Raw genomic sequence first — 26,087 nt, forward strand, 5'->3', positions numbered from 1 at the left:
GGGTGGTGAGGCCGCCTCCAGATCGCCTATGTAGTCCTACTGATTTCCTTTTCTGCCAAAAGCATACTGACTGTTCCCGGCCTGTTTAGAAACTGGAGGTGGGGCAGTGACGGCGACACGAGACGCTCTGAAATCTGACAATTACGCGGATCGAATTGGCAAGATATTGCCTGCAGAGCTGACGGCAACCTATCTGCCGCTGCGCGTGCTGGCGGAGACGATGAGTGTCTCTGCATATTACCTGTTTTCTCTGGCGCTGATCCTCGCGGCTTTCTTCTTTTTCCTGGCGCCGCACCTCATCAAACTCGCCACGCTTAGAAACCGGACACTTTATTGTCTGACGTTTCTCGTCTGGGTCGTCGCCATCGATACCGAAAGGCTGGTTCTGGAGGTGTTTCAGGCACCTGTCGGCAACGTCAGTAACCTGATGTTCCTGGTATCTGGTCTGGGAGCCGTGTGGAGTTTTGCGGTGCCATACATGATGGAGGAGCGGTCATGAAACCGTCGATGATGTTGGTGGCAATACTAATCGCTTTACTGGCTAGCCTGCAGCCTAGTTTTGCGCGGTGCACAGGTCCCGAAGACTACAGGCAAGCCGAAGTTCTAAGGGAAACTGCGTTCCTGCGAACAGGGTTTGGTACGCTTGCGCTCCGGTACTACTCGGATCGTGTGTTGTCATTGCAAGGTGGCGGGTGTTTCGACGTCTCCAAGTTCAGATTCAGCGGCTTGCGGTTTGAGTTAAATTCAACTGCTCATGACGGGCCAGCCTATTTTGCTGCCGCCGTGACGCGCACATTTCCAAGCAAGAGCACAGATGATGGTGGACACGAGCTGAAGGTTCGGCGCAACGCCAGCAGCGCCGACCGTTCAGATAAGTGGCTTCGGGTCACCGATGGGGAAGAGCAGACAGAGGCAGGCATCCAGCTGAACGGGAGTGAGTTCAGCGTCTTGCGGTCATCCTGGGATGCAGTGGTGCTCGACGAGGTTTCCGACTTGCGCGAAGCGGATCTGACGGACCTTCCCGGGGTCGGTTCGTGGCATGCGGTGTTGGGTGTGCTTGATGGGCGACGCTCTGCCCAAGTGAACATCCCCGTGGTGGCAAACACCCGGATCGGCATAAACGAGCTGATCAGGGATATTGATAGTCTGGTGGGTGAGCAGGGAGGACCGACATACACCAAGGTCTATCTGCACAAATTTCTGACATCGCCGCATCCCAGCCTGAATACGCCAATCCTGCAGCCGGGCATCGCCGAGTGCATGTATATTACGTTCGGCATTGGCGGGCTGCCTGACATGAGCCTATCTGACAGTCTGACGACCATAGTATTGAAGCTGGACGACGTGGATTGCTAGCTGGCGGATCCGCTGGGCGCTCATCTAACGCAGTGCCCTGAGCGCATTGAGGATGACGGCGACGTCGATGACCTCCTGCAGCAGCGCGCCTTGCACGGGTGGCAGATAGCCCAGGGCGGCGGCAATCATGGCTGCAAGGGACAGGCCCAGGCCGACAACAACGCTTTCAAGCGCGATGCGGCGGGTGCGTTTGGCGATGGTGACGGCCTTGGCCAGCGGGGCCAGGGCGTCGACCAGCAGGACGATGCCAGCGGCTTCAGAAGAGGCGGCGGCGCCGCGGGCACCCATGGCGACGCCCACATCGGCAAGGGCCAGAGCGGGCGCGTCATTGATGCCGTCGCCGACCATCATAACCTTGGCATTATTGGCTTTTTCGCGCCGCAGAATGGCGACCTTGTCTTCGGGGTGCAGACCGCCGACGGAAAGATCAACGCCAAGATCGGTGCCGACGGCCTGGGCGATGTCGTCGCGATCGCCCGAAGCCAGAATGATGCGGGTGAGACCGGCAGCGCGCAGGGCGTCAAGGGATTGGCGCGCGTCGGGGCGAATGCGGTCCTGCAGGACAATCAGGCCAAAGGGTCGGCCATCCACAGCAATGGCAACGGTCATGGCATCAATGGGCAGATCGGTGGTCAGCGGGTCAAAGCTACCGCCGGTCAACTGGGCGATGACATAGCTGCGGCTGCCCACGGCTGTGGTGCGATCGTCGATCTGACCGTGCAGACCTTCGCCGGCGGTTTCAACGGCATTGGTGGGCGGCGAAAGGGTGAGTTTGCGGGCGGCGGCAGCCTGTAGCAGAGCGGCGGCGACGACGTGGCCGGAGGCCTGATCGAGGCTGGCGGCGCGGCGCAGCACATCGTCCTGGGTGATGCCGGGCATGGGGCGGATTTCGGTGACTTCGGCCTGCCCGCCGGTGAGGGTGCCGGTCTTGTCGAGCACGGCGGTACGCACATCGGCCAGCGCTTCGAGCATGCCGCCATTCTTGACCAGGACGCCGATGCGGGCGGTGCGCGACATGCCGGAAATGATGGCGACGGGTACGGCCAGGATGAGCGGGCAGGGCGTGGCAACAACCAGCACGGCAAGGGCACGGAGATGGTCGCCGCTAAAGGCCCAGGCCGCGCCGGCCAGGGTAACGGTGAGCAGCAAGAAGCCCATGGCATATCGGTCGGCCATGCGGGCCATGGGCGCCTTGCTGGACTGGGCTGCCTCAACCAAGCGGACAATACCGGCATAGGTGCTTTCGGCCGCGGGGCGGCTGGCAACCAGATCAAAGGGCGCGCCGATCAGGGTCGAGCCGCTGAGGGCTTCCGCGCCATCGGCCAGGTGGACGGGAATGGATTCGCCGGTGAGCGCGGACATGTCGAGTTCGGCCTGTTCGGCGGCGACATGACCATCCACCGGCAGGACTTCGCCGTGGCGGATCAGCAGCCGATCGCCGGGACTGATGGCGGTGATGTCGACTTCATGCAGCCTGGTGCCGTCATAGCGCATGGCGGTGCGGGCAACGCGACCGAGCAGGGCGGTCATTTCCTGGCGGGCGCGGCCAGCAGCAAAGGTTTCGAGCAACTGGCCGCCCGAATACATCAGCGCAACCACATTGCCGGCCAGCGGCTCGCCAAAGACCAGGGCCGCAGACATGGACAGGGCCGCCACGACATCGAGGCCGACATCGCCGCGGCGTAGCGTGATGATGATCTGCCAGAGCAGACCTGCCAGAACAGGGGCTGTGCCCAGGGTCCATGCAAGGTCGGCAATGGTGCCAAAGCCGGTAAACCAGAGCGCGGTGCCGATGCTCAGTCCCGTCAGCGCGATGGCGAGCAGAACGGTGTCATAATGCTGGCGGAGCAGATGTGTCAGACGCGAAATGGGTCCATCTCCTGTGGCGCGGACGGGCGTTATCGGAGCAGACTAGCATGGTGGTGAAGCGCGTTATGTGACTTGAATCAAGCAAGGCGCACAGGGCGACAAGATGCGGGCAATGTGCCCGCATCGCAGTTGGGGCGTCAGTGACGCGCGGGCATCCAGACGATCCAGGCGAAGATCAGTACGCCCAGGAAGGTGACCATGGAACTGGCGGCAACGATGGGCTCAACCGCGGGATTGCCCGAGAGCAGCAGATAGAGCGAGATGCCCATGACGATGACGCCGGCAGTGTAGATGAAGAACTGGATTACAGGCAGGCGACCGACCGCCTTGGCCGGGTTCAGGGCAAAATAGCCGCCGAACAGGGCGCTGGTGACCCAGCCGAGCAGGTTGATATGGGCGTGGGCGCCGGCAACGGCATGATTGCCGCTGATCGACATGTGCAGGCCCAGTGCAATGCCGGCAATCAGAAACACGATCGCGGCGCGGAAAAATACTCGGATATGCGTGGCATTTGGTCCCCCCAAAGCTGCGGGTGCGCCCGTGTCCCTCACGGATGCTGGCCCGTTGCGTTGGCGAGATTATGCCTCAATTTCCCTTGTGACCAGCGGGTTGCTCATGCGGCTGGAACCGCCTTGCGGCGGGGTGCCAGGAACAGGGTTTCGAGCAGGGCCAGCAGGCAGATTGCGATCACTGCGGCGGTGGTGCTGAGCACGACGCGCTGAATAATTACCTCGAAGGCGTCGCGATTGGTGAAGCTGGACATCACGATGATGGCGGTGACCGAGCAGGCGAACTGATAGGTGACTGCCGAGCGCGCGCCATCGAACATCCTGGCGGTGAAGTAGAGCGTCATCAGGGTCATGGCGGCAACCAGCATGGGCCAGTGCGGCATGAAGCGATAGGCAAGCAGAATGACGATGGCCACGGCGGCGCCGATCAGCGTGGCCGAGATGCGGGCGACGGCTTCGCGACGGCGCATGGTGTGGTCGGTCTGGCCGAGCACATAGGCCACCATGACGGGCATGATGATCAGATTGGTGTCGGCGGTGGCATAGCAATAGAGCAGGACCGGGGCAAAGATGGCGGTGCGCAAGGCCAGATCCAGCAGGGGCCTGTCGGTCTGGTGCGGATCGGTCAGCGGCACATGGATATGGGTGGTGTGCGGCGGAAAGATCAGATTCAGCACGATGATGATGACTGCCAGCATGGCGCCGGACATGGCCATGCTGTCGCGCATGGCGATGAGCATCTGATCGCTGGTGACGGCGGCAATCGACAGCATGGCGGGGATCAGGATGACGATGACGCCGCCCAGACTGCCGCGAAACACCATCAGGGCCAGACCCAGCGCGCTGAAGGCGATGAACATGGCGGTGAACAGCAAGGGCTCGCCCACCGTTGCGGCGGCCAGCCAGCTGATGATCCAGGCCAGGACCGGAATGATCAATGGCAGGGCTGCGCGCTTGAGGTCAAAGGCGCCGCGCTGGCCCGAGAGCAGGGCCAGGGCAAAGGCGGCGGGCAGCATGGGCACGGACACACCCATGGGTTCGGCCAGCACCACGGCCAGGCCGACGCCGAGCGCGGTGCGCACGGCGAAATTGGGATCCTGACGGCGATCTACCTTGGTGAGCTGTTCCATTGGCGGTGCCTCAGTTCAGGCCAGCAAGCCAAGATTTGACCTGCATCAGGCCCTTGGCAATGGTGGCGGTCAGCCCCGTCGTGCCATCGGCATAGATGGTGATGCTGGCTTCCGAGCCGAGGCGCAGATTGGTGGGCAGTGTTTCGTCATCAAGGGTGATGCGCACGGGGATCTTGCGGGCAGGGGGAACCAGCGGGTATCGTTGCTGGACTGGGCCAGCCCGCCGACGCTGTTGCGACCGGCACTGATACCCCAGGCGATGGATTCGACCTTGCCGTCGAAGATCCGGCCGGGGGCCGCTTCGAAGATCACCTGGACGGGATCGCCGGGCTCGACATTGACCAGTTGGTTCTCGCGGAAATCGCCGATCAGCGCCTGGGTGCTGGGATCGATGAAGGTCATGGCTGCCTGACCGGCAGCAGCGAACTGGCCGGTGGCCAGCGAAAGATTGGTGATGTAGCCATCCACGGGGGCCAGCACGGTGGTGTTGTCGAGCGCGAAGCGGGCCTTTTCGACGGCGGCGGTGGCGCTGCGCAGTTGCGGGTTGGCTTCGCCGGATGGGCCAGCCTGCGCCTTGGCGCGGGCAAGATCGGCCTGGGCTGCATTGATGGCGGCCTGGGCGCTGTCGTAATCGGCATTGGCCTGATCGAACTTGGCGCTGGCAATGGTGCCCTTGGCGAACAGCTCGATGGCGCGGTCGCGGGCCTGGGTGGCGCTGGTGGCCTGCACCTTGATGCGCTCAAGCTGGGCCTCGGCAGCGGCCACCGCTGCATCGGTGGCGCCAAGGCTCTGCAGCACCTGGTCATGCTGAGCCTGGGCCTGGGCCAGATCCATCTGGAAGGTGGTGTCATCAATGGTGAAGAGGGGCTGGCCGGCGTCGACACGGGCATTGTCCTGCACCAGAACGGCGCTGACCGGGCCGGAAATGCGGGGCGAGATCTGGGTGACCAGCGCGGTGATGGAGGCGCCGCTGGCAAAAGGGGTGCTGCGGTCGGCCATGGGATACCAGATGGCCAGGCCTGCCAGAATCGCCACCACGACCAGACCGGCCCGGGCCGCAGGATTGCCGGTTCTGGCGGTCGGCTGGGCCGGGGTCGGGGCTTGCTCGGGCAGGGCGGGAACGGTTGGTTCGGCGGTCATATCGGTCATCGGGGCGCCTGTGCAGAATGAATTGGTTGGCCGCATATAGCGCTGTTGATATAACTCTACAATAGAGCTATATGGTTTTAGAGCGAAAAATTCGTGAGCTGGAGAGACAGCGTGACCGAGCAACGGGCGACCGAGACGAGCACCAGTGACCTGATGCAGAAGCTGCTGCTGGAAGTGCAGCGTTTCGACCGCATGACGGCGGACGAAATCGGCATCAATGCCACTGACCTGCTGTGTCTGGTGTGGGTGGAGCGGGCCGAGCAGCCGGTTTCGGCCAAGGCGCTGTCGGGTTTTTTGGGGATTTCCACCGGCTCGACCACGGCGCTGATCGATCGGCTAGAAAAGCGCAAGCTGCTCAAGCGGGCGCGACACCCCACCGATCGCCGCGGCATTACCCTGAAGCCCGGTCCGGCGGTGGCGCGGCCTGAGATCGTGGCGGTGCGTGCGCAATACCGCAATCTGATGACGCAGGCCTGGTCCGGGTTTAGCGAGGCCGAGTTGCTGGTGGTGCAGCGCTTCCTGCTGGCAACCATCGCGGCGATGGGCGAACAGATTGGCGCCGATACTGTGCCGTCTGCAAGGGCGCAAGATGAATGAGCCTTGCCAAGGCCACAGTTTCCTGTGATAAAGCCATACGTTTTCAGCCTAAGTCGGCTGCCCTGATACCGGTTCTGCCGGTCGTGGCTACCCTCTCTCTCGTGCGAACGTGCTATCCGGCCGGCATGCTGCCACCGGACAACTGCTCGTCCGCATGCGACACGAGCCTACTATCAGGATACAAATCTATGTCCACCATCACCGGTACCGTCAAGTTCTTCAACGCAACCAAGGGCTTCGGCTTTATTTCGCCTGAAGATGGCGGCAAGGACGCCTTCGTTCACGTTTCCGCTGTTCAGCGTTCGGGCCTGCAGGGCCTGTATGAAAACGACAAGGTGACCTACGAGCTCGAAACCGGCCGTGACGGCAAGGTCTCGGCTACGAACCTGACCCTGCTCTAGTTCTTACTAGACAGTCCCGAAGGCTACCGTGATGTTGAAAACACGGTAGCCTTTGGTTTGTCTGGAAGCAGAAACGCCGCCCTTGGGGGCGGCGTTTTGCGTTTGAAGGGGCTTTTCAGACTGCCGCCCAAACAAAAGGCGCCCACCGGAGTGGACGCCCTTGCTGCATGGGATGTTGGAGGCGCTTAGCGGATACGCACCGAGACGATGTAATCATCGAAGTCACCCAGCGAGGAGGCGCTGGTGGCATAGGTGCGGCAGTTGCGATAGCTGGTGTCAGAACATACCTGAACACTCAGACCATCGGGGTTCTCGATTGAGGAGATGCGGTCGGCCCAGCTGCCCAGATTGCGGCTGCCCTGGCCTTCTTCGAGGCAGAAGCTCTGACCGCGATAGCGGCTGTATTCAAAAAAGCAGACTTCGCCATAGGTTGGTTCGACCACTACGGGGGGACGTTCAGGGCGCTGTGGCGTCTGGCTGCCGCCAACACCGAAATTGACGGACGGGCCATCGGGGCCGATCTGGAAGCCGAACGAAATGCCGGGCTGGGTCGGATTGACCGTGCCGCCGCTGCCGGTGGTCAGGTAGTTAGCCGAAACCCAGCCATCGGGGCCGGATTTTTCAATGTAGCACCACGAGCCACGGCACTGCTGCACATCGACGCGTTCGCCGCGGCGTGCGGTATCGACAACGCTGTAATTTGTACCAGGACCGGAGCGGACGTTGACATTGGTGGTCACCGTACCGGGCGCGGCATTGGCGGCGGGCAGGAAGACCACAAGGGCTGTCGTCGCGACGGCGACACCAGTGGCAATATTGAGCAGCATCTTGCGTGTATGTCGGTTCATTTCGGTGCCTCCGCAGTGCGCCCCACCGGTTCCCGTCATCGGGTTAACGCAGGCGGGCGCCACATTAGTATTTGCTTAAGAAACGGTGGGGGGAAGATAAAAGTTCCCCGCCGGGTGAATTCGTCGAATCCGTGTCGGGACTTAGCGCTGTTGCCAAGGCACGACCCGACCCGGCCGATGGACCCTAATGACCACAGGCTAGCTGAACGCTGGCTGAACGGAATTTACGTCTTGGTAAGACTTAGCTGTCGATCGGGCGCTTGCTGCCGTCTTCGCCCAGCGAGACATAGACAAAGCGACCATCGGTGACCTTGACCCGCTCATCGAGGCGATTGCGGCGGGCCCAGGCTTCAATCCCCACTGTGATGGAAGTAGTGCCGACGCGCTCAATGGTGGTGTAGACGCACAGCACATCGCCGACCTTGACCGGGGCGATGAAGGTCATGCCTTCGACCGCAACTGTGACAACGCGGCCCTTGGAGCGTTCAACCGCTGCGATGGCGCCGGCAATATCCATCTGGCTCATCACCCAACCGCCGAAAATGTCACCGGCCGGATTGGTATCGCCGGGCATGGCCAGGGTGCGGATGGTCAGGGCGCCAAGGGGCTCCTCATTCGAAGCGGTCAGGCTGGTCACGTCGCAGGTCCTTTCGCTGGCCAACGGCCGATGGCCTCTTCCCAATGCTTGCGGCACAGCGAGATATAGACCGATTTTTCGATGGAGACCTGATCGCCCTGATCCAGAACGCGGCCGTCTGCGCTTTGACGCGCGACCATGGTGGCCTTGGCGCCGCATTCGCAGATGGTGCGAATTTCCCGCAAGACGTCGGCAATGGCAAGCAATTGCAGGGAGCCGGGGAACAGCTTGCCCTGAAAATCGGTGCGCAGGCCAAAGCACATGACGGGGATCTTCAGCCGGTCGCTGACGCGGGCGAGTTGCCAGACCTGATCGGCGGTGAGGAACTGGGCCTCATCGACAAAGACGCAATCGACCTTGCCCACCTCAAGCTGCTCGCGAATGTCCTGATAAAGGTCGTCTTCTGCCGAATAGAGTTCGGCTGGCTCGGAAATGCCGATGCGCGAAGAAATCAGACCAATGCCGTTCTCGACGTAGAGCGAGGAGGTATAGAGCAGCGGTCGCATGCCGCGCTCGCGGTAGTTGTACGCCGCCTGCAGCAGCAAGGTGGACTTGCCGGCATTCATTGCGGCATAGGAGAAATACAGCTTGGCCATTGCGGGCAGGGTTCTCGCAGGTTGCGGCGTTGTCTGCCTAGGCAATAGACTGTGGCCGCGTGCGCTAGAAGCGCCGAGGCCAAACATCAACAGTTCATTGCGAGGCGAGAATGCCCGAAATCTCTATTCGCCCCGCGCAGGCGCGCGACGCCGAGGCGCTCAAAGATCTGCTGCACCGGTCCTGGCGTACGCATTGGGGCCCCCATGTCAGCGCCCCATCAAGAGAGCGGTTCGAACGCGAACTGCCAGCGAATGACTATGTGGATGAGTTCGTGTCGCACATGCAGGTGGCGGTGCGTGGTCATGACATCGTTGGCATGTACCATCTCGAAGGCGATTATCTGCACGCCATCCATGTCGCTGCCGATCAGATCGGCAGCGGGGTAGGCCGAGTGATGATGGCAGCAGCCGAGGAGGGCGGCGCCCGCCGGCTCGAGGTGCGGGCTTTCAACGCGCGCGCGCGTCAGTTTTATGCTGCGCGTGGCTGGCAGGAGGTCGATCGGGCGGACGCAACGGAGATGGGCACTCCCGTCGTTACCATCAACATGGCGCGGCCCTAGGCAAAAAAAGGCCGCCACAGGGGCGGCCCAAACCGATCTGATCGGCACAGAGAGCTGGGGTTGGCGGCCGCGCTCTCCAAAAGGCCGGGCGCGACGTTGGGGAACGTGGGGCGCGGCACGTCCGGGCCTATGGGGATAGAGCCGGGACACTTGTCAGGCTATTGGGCACGCATGACGGGCGTATGACGGCCATGTTCAGCTGGGGTTCAGCCGGGCAAAACCATTATGGGGACAGACCCATGGAATTGAGGAGATCAATTATGGTGCGAAACATGCTCGGCATTGCGGCCAGCCTGATGATGTTGGCCAGTAGCGCGGGGGCGGCCCATGCATCGCCCAATGGCGTGTGGGAGCTGGAGTCGCGCGATACCCGTATCCAGCTGGCGCTGTGTGGAGACGGCACGCAGCTCTGTGGCACCTTGGTCTGGTTGTCTGATGTCGACTATAACGAGCAGTACAAACCGTTTCTCAATGCCCCGGTGGCCAATGGGATCAAGCAGACAAGCCCCAATCGCTGGAAGGGCGCCATGCAGTTGTTCGGTTACAAGATGACGGGCACGATCACCCAGCGCAGCGAAACGCAGATGACCTTGCAGGGCTGTGCATTCCTGGTGGTCTGCAAGAGCTACGAAATGTTCAAGTACAGCGAATGATGACAGCTCGGGGGTTTCGTCGCCTTGCGGCAATCGGTGTTGCCAGTCTGCTCAGTGTCCCGGCGGCGCTGGCGGCCTCGCCAGTGGGCATCTGGGAAATCGAGATGCGGGATTCCCGCTATAGCGTGGAATTGTGCGGGGCAGCGGGCACTGCGTTGTGCGGCACGCTGATCTGGCTGGGGAATGGGGCCGACAGTCCGGACAATCTGCCCTATCTCAATACGTTGATGATCGACCACGCGCCGCAGACGGGCCCCAACACATGGAAGGGCGACCTGCATATTTACGGGCAGTCGGCAGCCGGGACGATCACCCAGGTCAGCGAAGATCAGATCACGCTGCGTGGCTGCGTGTTCGGCATTATCTGCAAGACCTACCAGATGTACCGGATGGCCGATTAGCGCCGGTTAGTTGGTATTGCGCGGGATGTGCATGCGGCGGCGCTCCCAGAGCGGGGGCAGGGCCTCCACTGCCAGAATGGCGGCAAAGATCAGCGCGGCACCGGCATAACCGATGACCGGCAGGCGCTCGCCCAGGATCAGCGCACCGCCCAGTGCGGCAAACAGGCTCTCGGCAGACAGGATGATGGCGGCATTGGCGGGTGGCACATATTGCTGGCCGATTGCCTGGAAGGTGAAGGCCACAGCCGTTGAGAGAATGCCGGTATAGACCAGTTCCATCCACCCGGCCTGGATGTCGGCGAGATTGGGCTGCTCGAATACAAAGGCCAATGCCACCCCAATGCATCCGGCGATCAGGAAACTGATGGCGGACACGAAAATGGGCAGGCCGGTCGCACGGGCGGTCAGCCCGAGCAGGATCACGTGAAGGGCCCAGAATACTGCACCAATCACCATCAGGCCATCGCCGCCATTGAAGCTGTCCAGGCCACCGCCATTGAGGAAATAGATGCCCAGCAATGCCATGGGCACGCAGACATAGATGATGGCGTGGGGGCGGGTGCGGAACAGCACAAAGCCCAGAAAGGGCACGAAGAAAACATAGAGCCCGGTGAGGAAGCCCGCATTGGTGACGGTGGTGTAGATCAGCCCGACCTGCTGGAGCGCCGAGCCCAGGAAGAACACCAGGCTGACGCCGATGATCAGCCACCAGTGTTGTGCATTGAGCGGTTCAACGCGCTTGCTGCGACCGCGTTCAAACAGCAGCGCCACGGGCAGCACAGCCAGGCCGCCAATGATGTAGCGCAGACCCGAAAAGGTCAGCGGCCCCATGGAATCCATGGCTGATTTCTGGGCGATGAATGCCAGACCCCACAAAATGGTGCAGGTGAGCAGGAACAGGGTGGCGACGGGGCGGGACATGGGTTGGCTTTGTGTCTGGAGTTCTTGAAGGTCAGGTGGCCCCTCGCTTGTAGCGAGTGGCGGCAGTGAACGGATCGGTTTGGGCCTGGGGTTCACCGCCTCCGGCCTTCCCCGTCAAGGGGAAGGTTCTGTCTGGCGGGAGCAGGCGATCAAGCCCGTTTCGGCCCGTTTGGAGGCCGGTGATGGCAGATGGGTTTTGCTATTTCAGCTCAGCGTCAAGGGCGGTGATGAGCTGATTGATTTCGGCGGGGGTGGTGTAGTGCGTGAAGGAGAGACGCAGCACGCCGTGATTGGGTTCGATGCCAAGGGCCTGCATCAGACGCCAGGCATAGAAGTGACCACCACCGGCCATGACGCCGTGATTGGCCAGGCGGGCCGCGACGGCGGCGCCGGGTTCATCAAGCAGCAGGGCGATGGTGGGAGCGCGCAGTTCCGGATCGGCGGGGCCGATGATGCGCACCGTGTTTTTCTGGCGCAGGTAATCGAGCAGCGGGGCAGACAGGGCGACTTCCTGGGCGCGCATGGCGGCATGGGCGCGGCGGAAGGCGTTGTCGCCGGGCACGCTGTTGCCGGCAATCTCGGCGACGGTTTCGAGGTAATCGGCAATGCCCGAAGATGCGGCGATCTGGGCATGGTCAGGACCCGCCGGAGTCAGGCGATAGCGTGGCTTGGCGTCATTGAAGAAGTGGCCCTGATTGGGCAGCGCCATGGCCAGTTCGGGCCGAACGGCCATGATGCCCTGATGGGGGCCGAAAACCTTGTAGGCGGAGAAGAAATAGATATCGACGCCGAGCGCGGCCAGATCGGGCAGACCGTGGGGGGCATAGCTAACGCCATCAATGATGGTGCGCGCGCCAACGGCCTTGGCGCGGGCGGCGATCTCGGCCACCGGGTTGATTTCGCCGACGACATTGGAGCAGTGCGGCGCGGCGACGAAGCGGACTTTGGCGTCGAGCAGGGCATCAAGTGCGTCCAGCGAGAGGCGACCGGTCTGGCTGTCGACGGCCCATTCGCGCACTTCAATGCCCAGGCTGGCCAGTTTGCGCCAGGCGCCGGTATTGGCCTCGTGATCCTGATTGGTGACGATGATGGCGTCGCCGGACTGGAGATGCTCGCCGAAGGCCTTGCCCAGCACATAGGTGTTGATCGAGGAAGATGGGCCGAAATGGATCCAGTCGCTCGAGACATTGAGCGCCTGGGCGATGCGCTCGAAGCTGAGATCCATGGCTGCGCCAGCGGCCTGGGAGGCCGGGTAAAAGCCATAGGGCTGCAGCTTGGTGGCGCGATAATAGTGATCGAGCTTGGTCAGCACAGCCTGGGCGGTATAGGAGCCGCCGGCGTTCTCGAAAAAGGCCTGCCCCTGCAGGGACGGTTCGGAAAAAGCGGGGAACTGCGCGCGAATGCGGGCCGGGTCGAGAGGCAGGGAGGTCATGAGGCTGATCCAGTCGGAGTGTCCCCGATTGGTAGAGCAAGGTTTGACAAAAGCAAACCCCGGCTGTTGAGAGCCGGGGTTCGTCCACCGCTCGGGGCGCGAGGGTGGAAAGGTGCGGTGTCCGATTGCATGGCAGCTGGACATCGCGAGGCCGGCTGCACCCGCCCGAAGTGGGGCGCAGCCGATTTGGCTTAGCCGCCGTTGCGCTGGCCGCGATCACCGCCGCCGTGGCGCTGACCCTGTTCGTGCTGGCCGCCCTTGCCCATCTGGCCTTTACCCATGCCACCACGCTCGCCGCGCTGTGGGGCCAGTTCGGCCTTCTGCTCATCGGTGAGGCTGTCGAAGAAGGCGGTCATGGAAGGCTGGACAGATTCAAGCGCTGCCAGCTGAGCCGACTGGGCGGCTATGCGGTTCTGCATCATTTCGGACATGTCGGGACGCTCGGCAGTTTCGCCAGTGGCAGGGGCTGCGGGGCGCAGGCCCTCGACGGCTGTCGAGAAGCTGGCAGCTGCAGCGAGCGCTTCGGTCTTGAAGGTATCAAACAGCGCCTGCTGCTCGGGGGTCATGTCGATTGCGTGGCTGAGACGGACCAGGGCGATCTCGACGCCTTCGGCACCGTGCTCAAAGCCAATCATGCCGCCGGGACCGCGCTGGCCACCCTGGCGCTGACCATCACGCTGGCGCAACTGGGCCATGTCGCCCTTGCCCTGAGCCTGCTCGGTCGCAGCAGGGGCTGCTGGTGCAGCAGCAGTCTGGGCGAAGGATGGTGCGATGGCCGAGAGGCCAACAGCGGCAGTCATCAGGGCAACGATGGCAGTGGTCTGGAGATTCTTCATAATGAGGTTTTCCTTTGCATGGGACCCGGAACGTTGTCCGGTGTGAAAGGAACCTAGCTTCTGTCACCTCTTCGGTAGATTGCGGCCATATGAACAGTTGGTCACCTTGGTAAGGTGGCCGCATTGATCAGCGGGGGCGCCAGCCGAGCAGGCGCATGGCGTTGAGGGTCACAAGGACAGTGGCGCCGGTATCGGCCAGGATGGCGGGCCACAGACCGGTAATGCCGGCAATTGTGGTGATGAGGAAGACCACCTTGAGCCCCAGCGCCACCGAAATGTTCTGCCAGATATTGGTCATGGTGGCGCGCGACAGGCCGATCATGTCGGCAATGTCGGTGACCCGGCCATGCAGGATGGCGGCGTCAGCGGTTTCCAGCGCAACGTCGGTGCCGCCGCCCATGGCAATGCCGATATCGGCAGCCGCCAGAGCCGGAGCATCGTTGATGCCATCGCCAATCTTGGCGACGATCTGACCGCTGGCCTGAAGGTCACGGACGATGGTCTGCTTGTCCTGCGGCATCAGATCGGCGCGTACAGTGATGCCCAGATCAGCACCGATGGCCGCGGCAGTACGGGCGTTGTCGCCGGTCAACATGATGACGTCAACATTGATCTGTTTGAGGGCGTCCAAGCCCGTCCTGGCATCTGCGCGTGGCTCGTCGCGCATGGCGATGACGCCAGCGATTTCATTACCGGCCAGCAGGACGGAGACGGTTTTCCCGGCGTCGGTATAGCGGTTGATCAGCGTGTCCAGTTCGGGCGTGAAAGCGACGCGCTGGGCCGCCGCGACGGCTGAACCGAGGAAAATTTCCTCGCCGCCAACACGGGCGGATAGCCCCTTGCCGGGAATGGCGTGGGCAGCAGCACTGGGGGGCACGGGAACGCCGTCAGCCTTGGCGCGCGCAAGGATGGCCAGCGCCAACGGATGGTTGGAGCCGGTTTCGAGCGCCGCGGCGAGCGAGAGGATTTTGGGCAGTGGGCGGGCGACGGGGTGGATATCGGTGACCTGGGGTTTGCCCTGGGTCAGGGTGCCCGTCTTGTCGAGGGCAACGGTGGTGATGGTGTGCAGGCGTTCGAGCACGGCGCCGCCCTTGAGCAGCAGGCCACGGCGGGCACCGGCCGACAGCGCGGCGGCGATGGCTGCCGGGGTCGAGATTACCAGCGCGCAGGGGCAGCCGATAAGCAGGATGGCCAGACCCTTATAGACCCATTCGCTCCAGGACTGTCCCAGCACCAATGGCGGGAGGGTGGCGACCAGTGCGCCAACGACCAGTACGCCGGGGGTGTAATAGCGCGAGAAGTCGTCGATGAAGCGGGCGGTGGGGGCTTTGGACTCCTGGGCCTCCTCGACCAGCTGGACAACGCGGGCAATGGTATTGTCGCTGGCCGTGGCGGTGACGCGGATGTGCAGAACGGCATCGGTATTGATGGTGCCGGCAAATACCGCGTCGCCGGGCTGCTTGGTTTTGGGGACGCTCTCGCCCGTGACGGGGGCCTCATCGATGGCGCTCTGGCCCTGGGTGATGGTGCCGTCGGCGGGGATGCGATCGCCGGGGCGGACCATGATGATGGCGTTGAGCGCCAGACTGGCGGCGGCCACTTCGGTGGTGCTGTCGCCATCCACCAGCAGGGCCGTCTTGGGGACCAGATCAGCCAGTCCCTTGATCGAGGCGCGGGCGCGGCTGGCGGCGACGCCTTCGAGCACTTCGCCAATCAGGAAGAGCAGTACCACCATGGCGGCTTCTTCGGTGGCGCCGATAATCACCGCCCCGATGGCGGCGATGGTCATCAGTGTTTCGATGGAGAAGGGACTGCCGGTCATGGCGCCGGCAATGGCGCGGCGACCGACCGGGATCAGGCCGACCAGCAGTGCGAGCAGAAATGCCTCGTGCCCAATATCGGGAACGACCATGCCCACCAGCCAGGCGGCGAGCATGGCAATGCCGCAGGTCAGGGCCAGAATGGCCTTGGGGGTCTTCCACCATGGGCCGTCGCCGAGCTCGAAATGGTCATGGCCGCGGGGGTGGTCGTGACCAGATGCATCGCTGGCGGCGGTCGCGCCATCGGGCGCCAGGGAATAGCCAAGCGGCTTGATGGCCCGCTGGATGGCGGCAAAGGGAACGTCGTCATGGGTGACGTTGAGCGTGCCAGCGGTATAGCTGGCGCCGACTTCGGAAACGCCGGGGACGCGACTGACGGCGTTTTCGATCTTGGTGGCACAGGCGCCGCAATCCATACCGCCCACGCGGTATCTGGTTCTGGTTGCCTGTGTCATGTCGTGTCCTTTCAGTCTGTTGATAGGGACAAGCTAGCTTCTATAGCCACTAGAGGAGCAAGGCCAAAAGAACAGGTATTTGGCGTCTGAATGCAAGAGCGCGCCGCCCCTTGAGGAGCGGCGCGCTGGGATTGGTTGCAGCGGCAATGCGGGAGGCTATTCGGTCGGCGTGCGCAGCTGGAAACCGGTAATGCCTACAGCAACATTGATGCCGGTCTGGCCCTGTACGCTGAGGGGCTGCAGCATGAAGCCATCGTTGGAGCCGCCAACCAGCACATTGGCACCGGCGCCCAGCCCGAGCGACACCTCGGCGCTGGCGCCGACATACTGGCCCGCCAGCGAGCCGGATGAATAGGCGTCGGTGCTCGGCGCCAGTACCAGCCACTGGATGACCGATTCCTCGGTAAAGCCGACGTCGAGGCCGACCTTGTTGACCTTGCCGTAATAAACATCGACCGGTTCGGCGGCTTCGGAATCATAGAAGCTGCAGACGGCATCCTTTGAGGAGCCGATGATCAGGCCAATGCCACCTTCGACGGTGCATTCAAGACGGCCGATCTCGACCTTTTCCTGAGCGTGGGCGGCTGTCGAGAACAGGGCCGTGGCGGCGAGTGCTGTTGCAGTAATCAGTTTCATGTGGGTACTCCTTGGTGAACCCAACTCGGTGGGCGGCGCACAGGTTCCCCATTGGCCGCATGACAGGAGTAGCGACATGGCATTTCCCATTGGCGAGCTTTCGCGACAGACCGCTGTGAAGGTGCCCACAATTCGCTATTACGAGCAGATCGGACTGCTGCCCGAAGCACCGCGCAGCGAAGGCAATCGGCGGCTCTATGGGCAGGCAGAGGTGGAGCGGCTGCGGTTTATCCGACATTCGCGTGAACTGGGTTTTGAGATCGAGGACATACGCGAACTGCTCAGCATGGCCGCGCAACCGCAATCGTCGTGCCATCAGGTCGACAGCATCGCCAATAACCATCTGGCAGAAATCGATCGCCGCATTGTCAGCCTGACCAAGCTCAAGACCGAGCTGAGCCGGATGATCGATGAGTGCGGGCATGGCCGGGTATGCGATTGCCGGATCATCGAAGCGCTGGCCGATCACAGCCAGTGTCTGACCGACCATTAAGGCTCAGGCGTAGGCGACCCAGCCGCGAAAGCTCAGCCCGACATAGAACAGGGTGACATCGGAAAAGCCGGCCTGACGCAGCATGGCCTCATCGTCCTCAGGCGAGAGGATGGAAAGCTTGGTGGCGAAGGTCTGTTTGGCGTCTTCCAGATTGGCCGGCGCCTTGCCGCCAAAGGCCAGGTGTCGGGCGATCCATTGCGAGCGCGCCGGCTCGGTCTGGGCAAAGCTGATATGGGCGACAATCAGGGGCGCGCCCGGCACCAACCGGCTGCGCATCGCCTGCAGTGTGGCGAGGCGCTGATCGCGCGGCACAAAGTGCAGGGTGAGCAGGCATACCGCGCCGTCGAAGGGGCCGGGCGGCGCTGTGTCGATATAGCCCTTGTGCAGCTGGATGCGGGCGGCATGCGGTTGGGTGATCTGCTCCGCCAGCCGCACCATATCGGCCGAAGGATCAACGCCGTCAAAAGTCCAGCCGGCGTGATCATTGCCCAGGGCCTTGAGCTCCAGGCCGCCGCCGGCGCCCAGGACGAGCACACGCCCCTTGGCAGGAACGCGCTCGGCCAGCAGCATGGACGTCATGCGGTGCAGCCCGTCAAAGCCCGGCACCTGTCGCGGCGGGCCTTCGACATAGGTTCGCGCGTGTGTTGCACCAAAGGCTGTGGTGGCGTTATGGAGGATTTCGGGTTTCATGTAACTTTATTTGTTACATATTGTGTGTGCCTGTCAAGGCCAGCGTGGCGATGCGGCCACGCACGAAAAAAGGCAGCGCTCGAAAGCGCCGCCTGAAAAACTTCTGGATGTCGAAAGGCGCTACTGGGCCGCGACTTCGCCGACCGGGGCAGGGGTGTGACGCGCCAGGGCGCGGATAACCTGCTTGGCGGTGATTGAGCCGATCTGCACGCCGTTCTCGTCCTGAACGCCGACCCATTCATGTTCGGCGAACAGCGGGAGCACGTCCTCGCAACGGGCGTCGCGGGGAACCAGCACGTCGCAAGGCTCGCCGGGGCCCTTGGTCATGATCGAGCGCACATGGATGGCGCGCGCCTTGTTCACTTCGCGCACGAACTCTTCGATGTGCTCATTGGCGGGACGCAGCACGATGTCTTCGGGCTTGCCTTCCTGCTGCAGGGCGCCGTCCTTGAGAACGGCGATACGATCACCGATCTTGAGGGCCTCGTCGAAATCGTGGGTGATGAACAGGATGGTCTTGCCCAGTGATTTCTGCAGTTCGATGAGCTGATCCTGCATGCCCGAACGAATGAGCGGATCAAGCGCCGAGAAAGCCTCGTCCATCAGGATGATGTCGGTATCCATGGCGAGCGCACGGGCCAGGCCGACACGCTGCTGCTGGCCACCCGAGAGCTGGCGCGGCTGGCTCTGCTCATAGCCGGCCAGACCAACGGTTTCGATCCACTTGGAAGCCGTGGCGAGACGTTCTTCCTTGCCGACGCCGCGGACCTCAAGGCCATAGGCGACATTGTCGATGACCGAGCGGTGCGGCAGCAGGCCGAACTTCTGGAACACCATGGCAATCTGGGTGCGGCGGAAAGTGCGCAGCTCGTCCAGATTCATCTTCATCACGTCGACGCCATTGACGATGATCTCGCCCGCCGTGGGGTCGATCAGCCGGTTGACGTGGCGGATAAGGGTCGACTTGCCGGAACCCGACAGGCCCATGACCACGAAGATCTGGCCCTTGGCGACGTCGAGCGAGACATTGTCGAGACCGACAACGTGGTTGGTCTCGGCCTGCACTTCGGACTTGGATTTGCCGGACTGCAGCAGGGCGAGCGCCGTTTGGGGATCGTCACCAAAGATCTTGGTGACGCCGCGCATGGCGATAGCGAGTTCGGGTGTGTTGGTTGCTTCAGACATCTAGCGCGCCTCCGCCAGGCCGATACGGGCCTGCAATTGTTTGCCGAATGCCTGAGTGACACGGTCAAAGATGATGGCCAGAGCCACAATGCCCAGACCAGCGAACAGGCCGCGGCTGACTTCAAGACGACCAATGCCCTGTAGCACCTGATAGCCAAGGCCACCGGCACCAATCATGGAGGCGATCACCACCATGGACAGTGCCATCATCGTGGTCTGGTTCACGCCGGCCAGAATGGTGGGCAAGGCGAGCGGGATCTGCACGCCGAACAGACGCTGGCTTGGATTGGTACCAAAGGCGCGGCTGGCTTCCATGACGGCCGGATCAACCGAGCGCAGGCCCAGATCGGTCAGGCGCACCAGAGGCGGGGAGGCATAGACGATGGTGGCGATCAGCGCCGGGATCTTGCCGGGGCCAAAGATCATCACCGTCGGGATGAGATAGACGAAGCTGGGCAGCGTCTGCATCAGATCGAGCAGCGGCGTGATGGATTTGCGCACGTTGAGCGAGCGGGACATCCAGACACCCACGGGGATGGCGATGACGATGGCGGTCAGCGTGGCCGCGATCATCAGGGCCATGGTGGCCATGGCATCTTCCCAAAGCTCCATGACGCCCAGGAACATCAGGGCGAAGAAGACCACGGTTGGCAGCTGCCAGCGGCGCGTGGCGAGCCAGGCGATACCCACCAGAATCACCGTGATCAGCCACCATGGAGTGGCCAGCAGCAGGTTTTCAATGGACTTGAGCAACATCAGCAGCGGGTAGGCCGCGGCCTCGAATTCATCGCCCCAATTGCGCACGACCCAGTTCAGGGCGTCGTCAATCGAGCGGCGGAGCGGCTTGGTATTTACGATTTCTGGGAACACGGCTTTTCTCTCTCGTGTGGAGGAACGGCGCGGGATGCCGGAAGGCGTAATGGACGCGTTCGGGCATCACGCGGAAAACGGCCGGGTCGTAACCCAGCCGTCAAATTACGTGATCTTAGCGAAACCTACTAGAGGCTTGCGTTGACCTTCTCGGCGACTTCAGCCGGAACCCACTTGGTCCACACGTCCTGCTTGGTACGCAGGAAGTTTTCGGCAGTTGCCTCGGCGTCAGCCTGGTTCTCATCACCATACACCAGCAGCTCGCTGATTTCGGCGTTGGTCAGGCCGGTCTTGGAGAAGTACTCGGCAATGGCCGGTGCTTCTTCAGGCAGCCAGGCGGCAGCGCCGATGACGGCAGGCGACGATGGATAAGCGGTCTTGCCAGCTGGCTTGTCGCAATCCGCGTCGGTGTTGCAGGCATAGATGTCCTTGTCGGCAGGACCCATGTCGAGCATCACAGCGTCATACTTGCCCAGGATCGATGTTGGACCCCAGTAGTAGAACAGGATGGGTTCTTCGCGCGTGAAAGCACGGGCGATCGAGGCATCCAGTGCGCCGCCCGAACCGGGCGAGAACAGGTTCCAGGTGTCTTCCATCTCGTAGGCTTCAAACAGGGCCGAGGTCGAGATCTCGCAAGCCCAGCCTGGAGGGCAGGAATAGAGGCGGCCCTTGCTGGGCTCTTCTGGATCCTGGAAAATCTCCGGGTGATCAACCACGTCCTGCACGGTCACGAGCTCGGGGTGAGCTTCCTGCGTGTAGCCGGGGATGAACCAGCCTTCGACAGTGCCGTCGGTGATGGCCAGGGACAGTTCAACGACGACGCCGTCTTCCTTGCCCTTGTTCCAAGGCTCTTCCATGGCGCTGGTCCACAGCTCCGGCGCAACAGCCGGGGTGCCGCGAGTCATCATGGAAGAAGAGGTTGGGACGGTATCGCCAGTGACGATCTCGACGTTACAGCCGAAGCCTTCTTCGAGAATGGTGGCGTGAATGTGGGCCAAGGCAGCCGCGGACGGCCAGGTCATCTCGGCGATATCGATCGTGCGATCCGTGTCGCAAGCGACAGCATCCTGAGCAAAAGCAGGCGAAGAAGCGGCAGCCATGAGGGCAACAGCAATCGCGGCGGCAGCGCCACCGGTTTTCAGCATCATGTGGATATTCTCCATGTTATAGGCGTTGCCCAACGATAACGACCCAGTAGATGGGTGTCAAATTCGCAGTTACTTTGTATGCTGCTGTAATATCCAAGAAAATTTGGCAATCAGTCTGTTGATTTGCACTGTCTTACGTCTGTGTTGGTGTGATTTTGTCGTGCTTGCTGATGTATTTGGTCTGAACGGGGATTGCGCGGAAGAAAAAGAATTCTCAAAACTGCCGCAAGGTGTGAAATTCGCCGGAATCCCGGATGATTGCGGCAGGTTTGTGCTGCGCGATCTGCGACGGGCTAGACTTGGCAGGTGACTTGGCAGGTGACTGGCGGGCCTCTTGGCGCTCCAAGAGGCGGTGAAGCGTGTTGCCGATGCATCACATGCCCGCAAAGGCTGCCACATTGTTGCCACGGACTTGCGAGTCGGCGCGAGACTGTGCAAAAAGCCCGCAGTCAATTTGGACCCGGTGCAACTCCGGGTGGCTCTTCCGGCCGCCAATCCGCCGGACATACCAGTAACTACGCTCACCCCGACAGCGAGCCCGCAACAGGGCTTTGCCGTATAGAGACGTCTGGACCGTATATATGACATTTATCGAATCGTTTCGCCGTGACTGGCTCTCCAACATCCGCGGTGATGTGCTGGCCGGCATCGTCGTTGCCCTGGCACTGATCCCCGAAGCCATCGGCTTTTCTCTTATTGCCGGCGTCGACCCCAAGGTGGGGCTGTATGCCTCGTTCTCGATTGCCATGATCATTTCGATCACCGGTGGTCGTCCTGCCATGATCTCGGCGGCTACTGCCGCCACTGCCGTGCTGATGGTCAGCCTGGTGCGTGACCACGGTCTGCAATACCTGCTGGCCGCCACCATTCTGGCTGGCGTCATCCAGGTGCTGGCCGGCTATGCGCGGGTTGGCTACATCATGCGCTTCGTATCGCGCTCGGTGCTGACCGGCTTCGTGAACGCGCTGGCGATCCTGATTTTCATGGCGCAATTGCCCGAGATCGTGGGGATGCCATGGGAGACCTATGCGATGATCGCGCTGGGTCTGGCGATCATCTATCTGTTCCCGCGCATCAACAAGACCATCCCCTCGCCACTGGTGTGCATCATCGTGCTGACCATTCTGGCAGTGCTGCTCAAGATCGATGTGCGCTCGGTGGGTGATCTGGGTGAACTACCCTCGACGCTGCCGACCTTCCTGATCCCCGATGTGCCGTATAATCTCGACACGCTGATGATCATCCTGCCCTATTCGATCGGCGTCGCCGCCGTGGGTCTGCTGGAAAGCCTGCTGACCGCTTCGATCGTTGATCAGATGACCGACACCAAGAGCGACAAGAACCGCGAGTCGGTTGGTCAGGGCATTGCCAACTTCTTCACCGGCTTCCTTGGCGGCATGGCCGGTTGCGCCATGATCGGCCAGTCGGTGATCAATGTGCGTTCAGGCGGCCGCGGTCGGTTGTCGACCTTCACGGCCGGTGCGTTCCTGCTGTTCCTGCTCATGGTGCTGGGCGACTGGGTCGGGATCATTCCGATGCCGGCGCTGGTGGCAATCATGATCATGGTGTCGATCGGTACGTTCAGCTGGACCTCGCTGAACGATATGCGCAAGCATCCCCGGCGTTCGAGCCTGGTGATGGTGGCCACGGTGGTGACCGTCGTGGGCACCCATAATCTGGCGCTGGGCGTTGGCGTAGGCGTGCTGCTCTCGGGCATCTTCTTTGCCTGGAAGGTCTCGCAGATCTTCCGCGTGTCGTCGGAGCTGACCGCTGATGGTCGCGAGCGTGACTATGTGATCGAAGGCCAGGTGTTCTTCGCCTCGGCCGAGGATTTCCTCGACGCGATGGACTTCAAGGAAGATCTGGACCGCGTGCGGATCGACGTCACCAAGGCCCATATCTGGGATCTGACAGGCGTCAATGCCGTCGATACCGCCGTGCTCAAGTTCCGCCGCGAAGGCGTGGAAGTGGAACTGGTCGGCATGAACGATGCCAGCGCCACGATCATGGACAATCTGGCCCAGCATGATGAGCCAAACGCCATGGAAAAGGTGCTGGGCCACTAGGCCCGCATCTCACCTGTCGCGCCGTTTTCGGGTCCCGCTCTGGCGGGGCCCGTTTTATTTGGCGGATGCCAGCGTTTCGAGCCGCGCGATAGCGTTGGCCATGCCGGTTTCGGCGCGGATGCGGGCGCCGAGGGCTGCCGCATTGTGGCGCATGGCTGGTGCGTCCATGGCCTGAAGAGCCGATGCGACATGTTCGGCGGTCAGGCGTTTGCGGTCGAGGGGTGGCGGGCTGACGCCGAGATTGTGGAGGCGGCGGGCCCAGAAGGGTTGATCGCCGAAAAAGGGGCAGATGGTGGTGGGCTTTCCGGCGCGCAGGGCCGCTGCCGTGGTGCCTGCGCCGCCGTGGTGCATGGTGGCGCTGACATGGGCAAAGAGCCGGTCATGCGGGGCGGCATCGAGAATGTGGATGTGGTCGGGTGCCATTGAGGCGCTGAGCGCGCCGCCACCGGTGGCGAGCAGACCTCGCTTGCCGGCGCGGGCCAGACCGTCGATTATCGCCTTGGTAAAGCGTTCGGGATCGATGCCGGGCATGCTGCCAAAGCCGACATAGACGGGCGCGTCGCCAGCAGCGAGGAAACGCTGCAGGGCATCGGGCATAACCCAGTCGGGCGTATCGAGAAACCAGTAGCCCGAAACCAGCACGTCATCGCCCCAATCGGCAGGCTTGGGCACCACGCTGGGGCTATAGGCATAAAGGGTGGCATCGGGCCCTTTGTGCTCGGTCTTGGCGGGCAGGCCCAGAACGTCCTGTCGCCATTGGCGCTGCAGCTTGCCGAACAGCACATTGGCACTTTTGGTGGCCAGCAGGTGGCTGGCCCAGTTGAGCGGCCCCAGATTGGCCACCGGAATGAGCGGGCTGGGCCAGGCGGCTGTGGGCGTGAAACCGGGCAGGGGGCAGGCCAGTACGCAGGGCACGCCGAGCTTTTCGGCCATGTGCGGCGAGGCCATGGATTTGGGATGGTGGATAATCAGATCGGGGCCAAAATCGGCAATCGCCTGACCTTCAACTTCGAGCACCTGCCTGACCAATGGCCCAACTTGGCGCAGCAGATTGATGCTGCCCGAAATGGCCTTGCCACCCAAGGCATGCTTGCCGGCCCTGGAATCAATCAGGGCGAGGAATTCGGCGGGCAACGAAACAAAGGGAATGCCCAGTTCGGCCGCCATGGCGGAAAACTGGTCGGGCGCAACCAGTTGAACAAGGTGGCCACGCCCCTGCAGCGCCAGCGCCAGGGCGCAATAGGGCTGGACATCACCGCGGCTGCCCAAGGTCTGGATGGTGATACGCATATTGGCTCCGTCACATCCGCCGGCCTGTCTGTCGGTGGGTGACATATAAGCCCTTGTCGCGCGCTGCCAATGGCCCTGGGCTAGCTGGCGATGTACTCGCGCAACTCGGCCGCCTCGCGCTCGGCCTCTTCGATCTTGTGTTTGACAACGTCGCCAATCGAGATGATGCCGATCAACTGGTCGTTTTCAATCACCGGCATATGACGGATGCGGCGCTGGGTCATGCGCTCCATGACCTCGGCGATCGGCGTGGCGGCCGTGCAGGTCACCACACCGCGCGTCATGCAGTCCATGATCGGCAGCGCCATGGCGTGGGCCGGATTGCCACCCAGACGGCGCACGATATCGCGTTCGGAGAGAATGCCGGCAATGGCGCCTGCGGTGCCGGTGATGACCACTGCGCCGATATTGTTGGCGTTGAGCAGAGCCACGGCATCGGCCAGGGTGCCGGTTTCAGAAAGGGTATGCACCTGCGCACCCTTGGTTTGAAGGATAGTGTCGACAAGCATCGTTCGGTCCTCCTGTAATCAAAGTCTGGACCTGTGCGGGGCGCGGGGCAATAGGCGCTTGGTCTAAACACCTGACAAAAGAAAAGGGCCAGCGCGAGGCTGGCCCAGTCGTCAAGGTCGGGAGAAATTGGAGGTCAGCCCTCGTTGTGGCCGGGGGACCAGTAGCGCCGCACGGGCTTGCGCGCCGGGGCGTGGGCCGGGAGGGTGCCGCGCAAGGCAAATCGCGCGACTTCAAACAGCATGGCAAGGACAAGCAAGGTCAGCGGGATCATGAAAACCATGACCTGGGTATCGGGCTGGGTGGCCAGTGAGGCGGCATTTGCCGGTGAAACGCCAGCCAGAACCGCAGCAAGTGTACCGCCGGCAATCATGGCCGCCGAGACGATGGCGTAGAGGCTGAAACTTTTTAGCTTGGGAGACGTAGCTTTTTGCATGGGATCAACGTCGTTCCTTGTCTTCGCAGTGGGCCTAATAGGCCATGTGAATGCGGTTCGAGTTTGTGTCGAATGGGGTCAGGCGCGTACCATTTGAAGGCAGAAGTGTGGCAATGCAGGCTGTCGACCCCCACAAGAGGAGGCTTTAATGCGTATCTCAGTGGCTTTGGTTTTAGTGCTGGCATCGCTGATGCCCAGCGTGGCGCAAGATGACCGGGTGCCCTGGCAAAGCACGGTAACCGGGCAGATCGAGGCGTTTCGCGCCGAAGACGGTGCGGCCGCATTGGCGCTGGCGGGTGAAGGTTTTCGGGAGCAGTTTGAAGGCCAACCAGAGGCGTTCTATGCCGCCATTGTGCTCAGCGGGTATCAGCCTGTGGTGCAGTCGCGCTCGCACAGCTTTGGCAAATTTACCCGGGTCAGCGAGACAGTGGTGGCGCAGGTGGTGCTGCTGGTCGGGCCCGATCAGGGGCTTTATGAGGCGCTCTATCAGCTGAGCAATGAGCCCGGTGAGGGCTGGCGCGTGCTTGGTGTCGCGCTGCGCAAACAGCCGGGCATCGGAATCTAGCGCATCGGCTTGCCGCCGCGGCGGACAGCCC

Annotated in this window: 28 protein-coding genes, 1 pseudogene and 1 other annotated feature; of the genes and pseudogenes, 10 read left to right on the forward strand and 19 right to left on the reverse strand. The window is 62.2% G+C overall.

Annotated features, from left to right (window positions below; genetic code table 11):
• The first annotated feature begins 106 nt into the window (after nt 1-106).
• The gene (locus AC0L37_RS05035; protein WP_269369085.1) at nt 107-499 is read left to right on the forward strand and encodes a hypothetical protein; all 393 of its coding nucleotides are present in this window, start codon (nt 107-109) and stop codon (nt 497-499) included.
• On the forward strand, nt 496-1,356 hold the full coding sequence (locus tag AC0L37_RS05040; protein ID WP_282221809.1) for a hypothetical protein: 861 nt from the start codon (nt 496-498) through the stop codon (nt 1,354-1,356). The genes AC0L37_RS05035 and AC0L37_RS05040 overlap by 4 nt, the downstream gene beginning before the upstream one ends.
• A gap of 24 nt (nt 1,357-1,380) precedes the next feature.
• On the opposite strand, the gene AC0L37_RS05045 is transcribed toward AC0L37_RS05040, so the two are convergent.
• The 4 genes and pseudogenes from AC0L37_RS05045 to AC0L37_RS05060 form a co-directional block, all read right to left on the reverse strand.
• The gene (locus tag AC0L37_RS05045) at nt 1,381-2,997 is read right to left on the reverse strand and encodes a heavy metal translocating P-type ATPase (RefSeq protein ID WP_473314505.1); all 1,617 of its coding nucleotides are present in this window, start codon (nt 2,995-2,997) and stop codon (nt 1,381-1,383) included.
• Between the two features lie 365 nt (nt 2,998-3,362).
• A pseudogene (locus tag AC0L37_RS05050) lies at nt 3,363-3,736 on the reverse strand (hypothetical protein).
• A gap of 102 nt (nt 3,737-3,838) precedes the next feature.
• Entirely contained in the window at nt 3,839-4,864 is a 1,026-nt protein-coding gene (locus tag AC0L37_RS05055) for an FUSC family protein (protein WP_269369087.1), read from the reverse strand.
• A 69-nt stretch (nt 4,865-4,933) separates the two neighbouring features.
• Nucleotides 4,934-6,013 carry an HlyD family secretion protein gene (locus AC0L37_RS05060; RefSeq protein WP_282221807.1) on the reverse strand — a complete coding sequence of 360 codons (1,080 nt, stop codon included), beginning with the start codon at nt 6,011-6,013 and terminating at the stop codon, nt 4,934-4,936.
• A gap of 111 nt (nt 6,014-6,124) precedes the next feature.
• Between AC0L37_RS05060 and AC0L37_RS05065 the strand changes: the two genes are divergently transcribed.
• Nucleotides 6,125-6,610 carry a MarR family winged helix-turn-helix transcriptional regulator gene (locus AC0L37_RS05065; protein ID WP_282221806.1) on the forward strand — a complete coding sequence of 162 codons (486 nt, stop codon included), beginning with the start codon at nt 6,125-6,127 and terminating at the stop codon, nt 6,608-6,610.
• A 188-nt stretch (nt 6,611-6,798) separates the two neighbouring features.
• A complete protein-coding gene (locus AC0L37_RS05070; protein WP_137152574.1) occupies nt 6,799-7,011 on the forward strand; it encodes a cold-shock protein in 213 nt (70 codons plus the stop codon).
• Nucleotides 7,012-7,196: 185 nt separating this feature from the next.
• Here the strand turns inward: AC0L37_RS05070 and AC0L37_RS05075 are convergent, their stop codons facing one another.
• The 3 genes from AC0L37_RS05075 to AC0L37_RS05085 all read right to left on the reverse strand — a co-directional run bounded on the left by AC0L37_RS05075 (nt 7,197) and on the right by AC0L37_RS05085 (nt 9,092).
• Nucleotides 7,197-7,859, reverse strand: coding sequence for an SH3 domain-containing protein (locus tag AC0L37_RS05075; RefSeq protein WP_473314508.1), 663 nt, complete (start codon nt 7,857-7,859; stop codon nt 7,197-7,199).
• A 241-nt stretch (nt 7,860-8,100) separates the two neighbouring features.
• Nucleotides 8,101-8,433: an acyl-CoA thioesterase gene (locus AC0L37_RS05080; RefSeq protein WP_269369451.1), complete on the reverse strand. Its 333-nt coding sequence runs from the start codon at nt 8,431-8,433 to the stop codon at nt 8,101-8,103.
• Between the two features lie 59 nt (nt 8,434-8,492).
• Nucleotides 8,493-9,092 carry a thymidine kinase gene (locus AC0L37_RS05085; protein ID WP_212657342.1) on the reverse strand — a complete coding sequence of 200 codons (600 nt, stop codon included), beginning with the start codon at nt 9,090-9,092 and terminating at the stop codon, nt 8,493-8,495.
• 110 nt (nt 9,093-9,202) lie between these two features.
• Here AC0L37_RS05085 and AC0L37_RS05090 point away from each other — a divergent pair, with 110 nt between their 5' ends.
• The 3 genes from AC0L37_RS05090 (at nt 9,203) to AC0L37_RS05100 (ending at nt 10,706) form a co-directional block, all read left to right on the forward strand.
• Nucleotides 9,203-9,652, forward strand: a complete 450-nt coding sequence (locus AC0L37_RS05090) for a GNAT family N-acetyltransferase (RefSeq protein ID WP_282221804.1) — start codon at nt 9,203-9,205, stop codon at nt 9,650-9,652.
• A 260-nt stretch (nt 9,653-9,912) separates the two neighbouring features.
• Entirely contained in the window at nt 9,913-10,305 is a 393-nt protein-coding gene (locus AC0L37_RS05095; RefSeq protein WP_282221803.1) for a DUF2147 domain-containing protein, read from the forward strand.
• Complete coding sequence (locus AC0L37_RS05100) at nt 10,302-10,706, forward strand: DUF2147 domain-containing protein (protein WP_269369092.1); 405 nt, start codon at nt 10,302-10,304, stop codon at nt 10,704-10,706. Before AC0L37_RS05095 ends, AC0L37_RS05100 begins: the two co-directional genes overlap by 4 nt.
• Before the next feature lie 6 nt (nt 10,707-10,712).
• Here AC0L37_RS05100 and AC0L37_RS05105 read toward each other — a convergent pair whose 3' ends face one another.
• The 5 genes from AC0L37_RS05105 to AC0L37_RS05125 all read right to left on the reverse strand — a co-directional run bounded on the left by AC0L37_RS05105 (nt 10,713) and on the right by AC0L37_RS05125 (nt 16,806).
• Nucleotides 10,713-11,627 carry a DMT family transporter gene (locus tag AC0L37_RS05105; RefSeq protein WP_212657346.1) on the reverse strand — a complete coding sequence of 305 codons (915 nt, stop codon included), beginning with the start codon at nt 11,625-11,627 and terminating at the stop codon, nt 10,713-10,715.
• A 199-nt stretch (nt 11,628-11,826) separates the two neighbouring features.
• Nucleotides 11,827-13,059 carry an aminotransferase class V-fold PLP-dependent enzyme gene (locus tag AC0L37_RS05110; RefSeq protein WP_282221802.1) on the reverse strand — a complete coding sequence of 411 codons (1,233 nt, stop codon included), beginning with the start codon at nt 13,057-13,059 and terminating at the stop codon, nt 11,827-11,829.
• Nucleotides 13,060-13,250: 191 nt separating this feature from the next.
• Nucleotides 13,251-13,895 carry a Spy/CpxP family protein refolding chaperone gene (locus AC0L37_RS05115; RefSeq protein WP_282221801.1) on the reverse strand — a complete coding sequence of 215 codons (645 nt, stop codon included), beginning with the start codon at nt 13,893-13,895 and terminating at the stop codon, nt 13,251-13,253.
• Nucleotides 13,896-14,022: 127 nt separating this feature from the next.
• A complete protein-coding gene (locus AC0L37_RS05120; protein WP_282221800.1) occupies nt 14,023-16,170 on the reverse strand; it encodes a heavy metal translocating P-type ATPase in 2,148 nt (715 codons plus the stop codon).
• Nucleotides 16,171-16,326: 156 nt separating this feature from the next.
• The gene (locus AC0L37_RS05125) at nt 16,327-16,806 is read right to left on the reverse strand and encodes a DUF992 domain-containing protein (protein ID WP_212657350.1); all 480 of its coding nucleotides are present in this window, start codon (nt 16,804-16,806) and stop codon (nt 16,327-16,329) included.
• 76 nt (nt 16,807-16,882) lie between these two features.
• Here AC0L37_RS05125 and AC0L37_RS05130 point away from each other — a divergent pair, with 76 nt between their 5' ends.
• Nucleotides 16,883-17,299, forward strand: a complete 417-nt coding sequence (locus AC0L37_RS05130; RefSeq protein ID WP_282221799.1) for a MerR family transcriptional regulator — start codon at nt 16,883-16,885, stop codon at nt 17,297-17,299.
• A 3-nt stretch (nt 17,300-17,302) separates the two neighbouring features.
• Here the strand turns inward: AC0L37_RS05130 and AC0L37_RS05135 are convergent, their stop codons facing one another.
• The 4 genes from AC0L37_RS05135 to AC0L37_RS05150 all read right to left on the reverse strand — a co-directional run bounded on the left by AC0L37_RS05135 (nt 17,303) and on the right by AC0L37_RS05150 (nt 21,192).
• Entirely contained in the window at nt 17,303-17,989 is a 687-nt protein-coding gene (locus AC0L37_RS05135; RefSeq protein WP_282221798.1) for a class I SAM-dependent methyltransferase, read from the reverse strand.
• A gap of 120 nt (nt 17,990-18,109) precedes the next feature.
• Nucleotides 18,110-19,174: a quaternary amine ABC transporter ATP-binding protein gene (locus AC0L37_RS05140; RefSeq protein ID WP_212657353.1), complete on the reverse strand. Its 1,065-nt coding sequence runs from the start codon at nt 19,172-19,174 to the stop codon at nt 18,110-18,112.
• Nucleotides 19,175-20,044 (reverse strand): ABC transporter permease, encoded by an 870-nt coding sequence (locus AC0L37_RS05145; RefSeq protein ID WP_212657354.1) that lies wholly within the window; start codon nt 20,042-20,044, stop codon nt 19,175-19,177.
• 128 nt (nt 20,045-20,172) lie between these two features.
• The gene (locus tag AC0L37_RS05150) at nt 20,173-21,192 is read right to left on the reverse strand and encodes an ABC transporter substrate-binding protein (RefSeq protein WP_212657355.1); all 1,020 of its coding nucleotides are present in this window, start codon (nt 21,190-21,192) and stop codon (nt 20,173-20,175) included.
• A gap of 453 nt (nt 21,193-21,645) precedes the next feature.
• Nucleotides 21,646-21,701, forward strand: a sequence feature (sul1 is cis-regulatory element that is thought to sense ions involved in sulfur or methionine metabolism; They are found in Alphaproteobacteria).
• A gap of 72 nt (nt 21,702-21,773) precedes the next feature.
• On the opposite strand from AC0L37_RS05150, the gene AC0L37_RS05155 reads away from it, so the two are divergent.
• A complete protein-coding gene (locus AC0L37_RS05155; RefSeq protein WP_269369105.1) occupies nt 21,774-23,258 on the forward strand; it encodes a SulP family inorganic anion transporter in 1,485 nt (494 codons plus the stop codon).
• A gap of 54 nt (nt 23,259-23,312) precedes the next feature.
• Here the strand turns inward: AC0L37_RS05155 and AC0L37_RS05160 are convergent, their stop codons facing one another.
• The 3 genes from AC0L37_RS05160 to AC0L37_RS05170 all read right to left on the reverse strand — a co-directional run bounded on the left by AC0L37_RS05160 (nt 23,313) and on the right by AC0L37_RS05170 (nt 25,491).
• Nucleotides 23,313-24,548 (reverse strand): glycosyltransferase, encoded by a 1,236-nt coding sequence (locus AC0L37_RS05160; RefSeq protein ID WP_282221797.1) that lies wholly within the window; start codon nt 24,546-24,548, stop codon nt 23,313-23,315.
• A gap of 80 nt (nt 24,549-24,628) precedes the next feature.
• Nucleotides 24,629-25,057 (reverse strand): CBS domain-containing protein, encoded by a 429-nt coding sequence (locus AC0L37_RS05165; protein WP_212657358.1) that lies wholly within the window; start codon nt 25,055-25,057, stop codon nt 24,629-24,631.
• Between the two features lie 134 nt (nt 25,058-25,191).
• A complete protein-coding gene (locus tag AC0L37_RS05170; RefSeq protein ID WP_212657359.1) occupies nt 25,192-25,491 on the reverse strand; it encodes a hypothetical protein in 300 nt (99 codons plus the stop codon).
• Between the two features lie 148 nt (nt 25,492-25,639).
• Between AC0L37_RS05170 and AC0L37_RS05175 the strand changes: the two genes are divergently transcribed.
• Nucleotides 25,640-26,056 carry a DUF4864 domain-containing protein gene (locus AC0L37_RS05175; RefSeq protein WP_269369109.1) on the forward strand — a complete coding sequence of 139 codons (417 nt, stop codon included), beginning with the start codon at nt 25,640-25,642 and terminating at the stop codon, nt 26,054-26,056.
• The last annotated feature ends 31 nt before the right edge of the window (nt 26,057-26,087 follow it).

The organism is Devosia sp. J2-20, assembly GCF_055808475.1.

What these genes read in the sequence shown, in the direction of transcription:
- AC0L37_RS05040 (WP_282221809.1), top strand. Translation starts at nt 496, where the DNA reads ATGAAACCGTCGATGATGTTGGTGGCAATACTAATCGCTTTACTGGCT.
- AC0L37_RS05045 (WP_473314505.1), bottom strand. Translation starts at nt 2,997, where the DNA reads ATGTCTGCGGCCCTGGTCTTTGGCGAGCCGCTGGCCGGCAATGTGGTT.
- AC0L37_RS05055 (WP_269369087.1), bottom strand. Translation starts at nt 4,864, where the DNA reads ATGGAACAGCTCACCAAGGTAGATCGCCGTCAGGATCCCAATTTCGCC.
- AC0L37_RS05060 (WP_282221807.1), bottom strand. Translation starts at nt 6,013, where the DNA reads ATGACCGATATGACCGCCGAACCAACCGTTCCCGCCCTGCCCGAGCAA.
- AC0L37_RS05070 (WP_137152574.1), top strand. Translation starts at nt 6,799, where the DNA reads ATGTCCACCATCACCGGTACCGTCAAGTTCTTCAACGCAACCAAGGGC.
- AC0L37_RS05075 (WP_473314508.1), bottom strand. Translation starts at nt 7,859, where the DNA reads ATGAACCGACATACACGCAAGATGCTGCTCAATATTGCCACTGGTGTC.
- AC0L37_RS05080 (WP_269369451.1), bottom strand. Translation starts at nt 8,433, where the DNA reads ATGCCCGGCGATACCAATCCGGCCGGTGACATTTTCGGCGGTTGGGTG.
- AC0L37_RS05085 (WP_212657342.1), bottom strand. Translation starts at nt 9,092, where the DNA reads ATGGCCAAGCTGTATTTCTCCTATGCCGCAATGAATGCCGGCAAGTCC.
- AC0L37_RS05090 (WP_282221804.1), top strand. Translation starts at nt 9,203, where the DNA reads ATGCCCGAAATCTCTATTCGCCCCGCGCAGGCGCGCGACGCCGAGGCG.
- AC0L37_RS05095 (WP_282221803.1), top strand. Translation starts at nt 9,913, where the DNA reads ATGGTGCGAAACATGCTCGGCATTGCGGCCAGCCTGATGATGTTGGCC.
- AC0L37_RS05100 (WP_269369092.1), top strand. Translation starts at nt 10,302, where the DNA reads ATGATGACAGCTCGGGGGTTTCGTCGCCTTGCGGCAATCGGTGTTGCC.
- AC0L37_RS05105 (WP_212657346.1), bottom strand. Translation starts at nt 11,627, where the DNA reads ATGTCCCGCCCCGTCGCCACCCTGTTCCTGCTCACCTGCACCATTTTG.
- AC0L37_RS05110 (WP_282221802.1), bottom strand. Translation starts at nt 13,059, where the DNA reads ATGACCTCCCTGCCTCTCGACCCGGCCCGCATTCGCGCGCAGTTCCCC.
- AC0L37_RS05115 (WP_282221801.1), bottom strand. Translation starts at nt 13,895, where the DNA reads ATGAAGAATCTCCAGACCACTGCCATCGTTGCCCTGATGACTGCCGCT.
- AC0L37_RS05120 (WP_282221800.1), bottom strand. Translation starts at nt 16,170, where the DNA reads ATGACACAGGCAACCAGAACCAGATACCGCGTGGGCGGTATGGATTGC.
- AC0L37_RS05125 (WP_212657350.1), bottom strand. Translation starts at nt 16,806, where the DNA reads ATGAAACTGATTACTGCAACAGCACTCGCCGCCACGGCCCTGTTCTCG.
- AC0L37_RS05130 (WP_282221799.1), top strand. Translation starts at nt 16,883, where the DNA reads ATGGCATTTCCCATTGGCGAGCTTTCGCGACAGACCGCTGTGAAGGTG.
- AC0L37_RS05135 (WP_282221798.1), bottom strand. Translation starts at nt 17,989, where the DNA reads ATGAAACCCGAAATCCTCCATAACGCCACCACAGCCTTTGGTGCAACA.
- AC0L37_RS05140 (WP_212657353.1), bottom strand. Translation starts at nt 19,174, where the DNA reads ATGTCTGAAGCAACCAACACACCCGAACTCGCTATCGCCATGCGCGGC.
- AC0L37_RS05150 (WP_212657355.1), bottom strand. Translation starts at nt 21,192, where the DNA reads ATGATGCTGAAAACCGGTGGCGCTGCCGCCGCGATTGCTGTTGCCCTC.
- AC0L37_RS05155 (WP_269369105.1), top strand. Translation starts at nt 21,774, where the DNA reads ATGACATTTATCGAATCGTTTCGCCGTGACTGGCTCTCCAACATCCGC.
- AC0L37_RS05160 (WP_282221797.1), bottom strand. Translation starts at nt 24,548, where the DNA reads ATGCGTATCACCATCCAGACCTTGGGCAGCCGCGGTGATGTCCAGCCC.
- AC0L37_RS05165 (WP_212657358.1), bottom strand. Translation starts at nt 25,057, where the DNA reads ATGCTTGTCGACACTATCCTTCAAACCAAGGGTGCGCAGGTGCATACC.
- AC0L37_RS05170 (WP_212657359.1), bottom strand. Translation starts at nt 25,491, where the DNA reads ATGCAAAAAGCTACGTCTCCCAAGCTAAAAAGTTTCAGCCTCTACGCC.
- AC0L37_RS05175 (WP_269369109.1), top strand. Translation starts at nt 25,640, where the DNA reads ATGCGTATCTCAGTGGCTTTGGTTTTAGTGCTGGCATCGCTGATGCCC.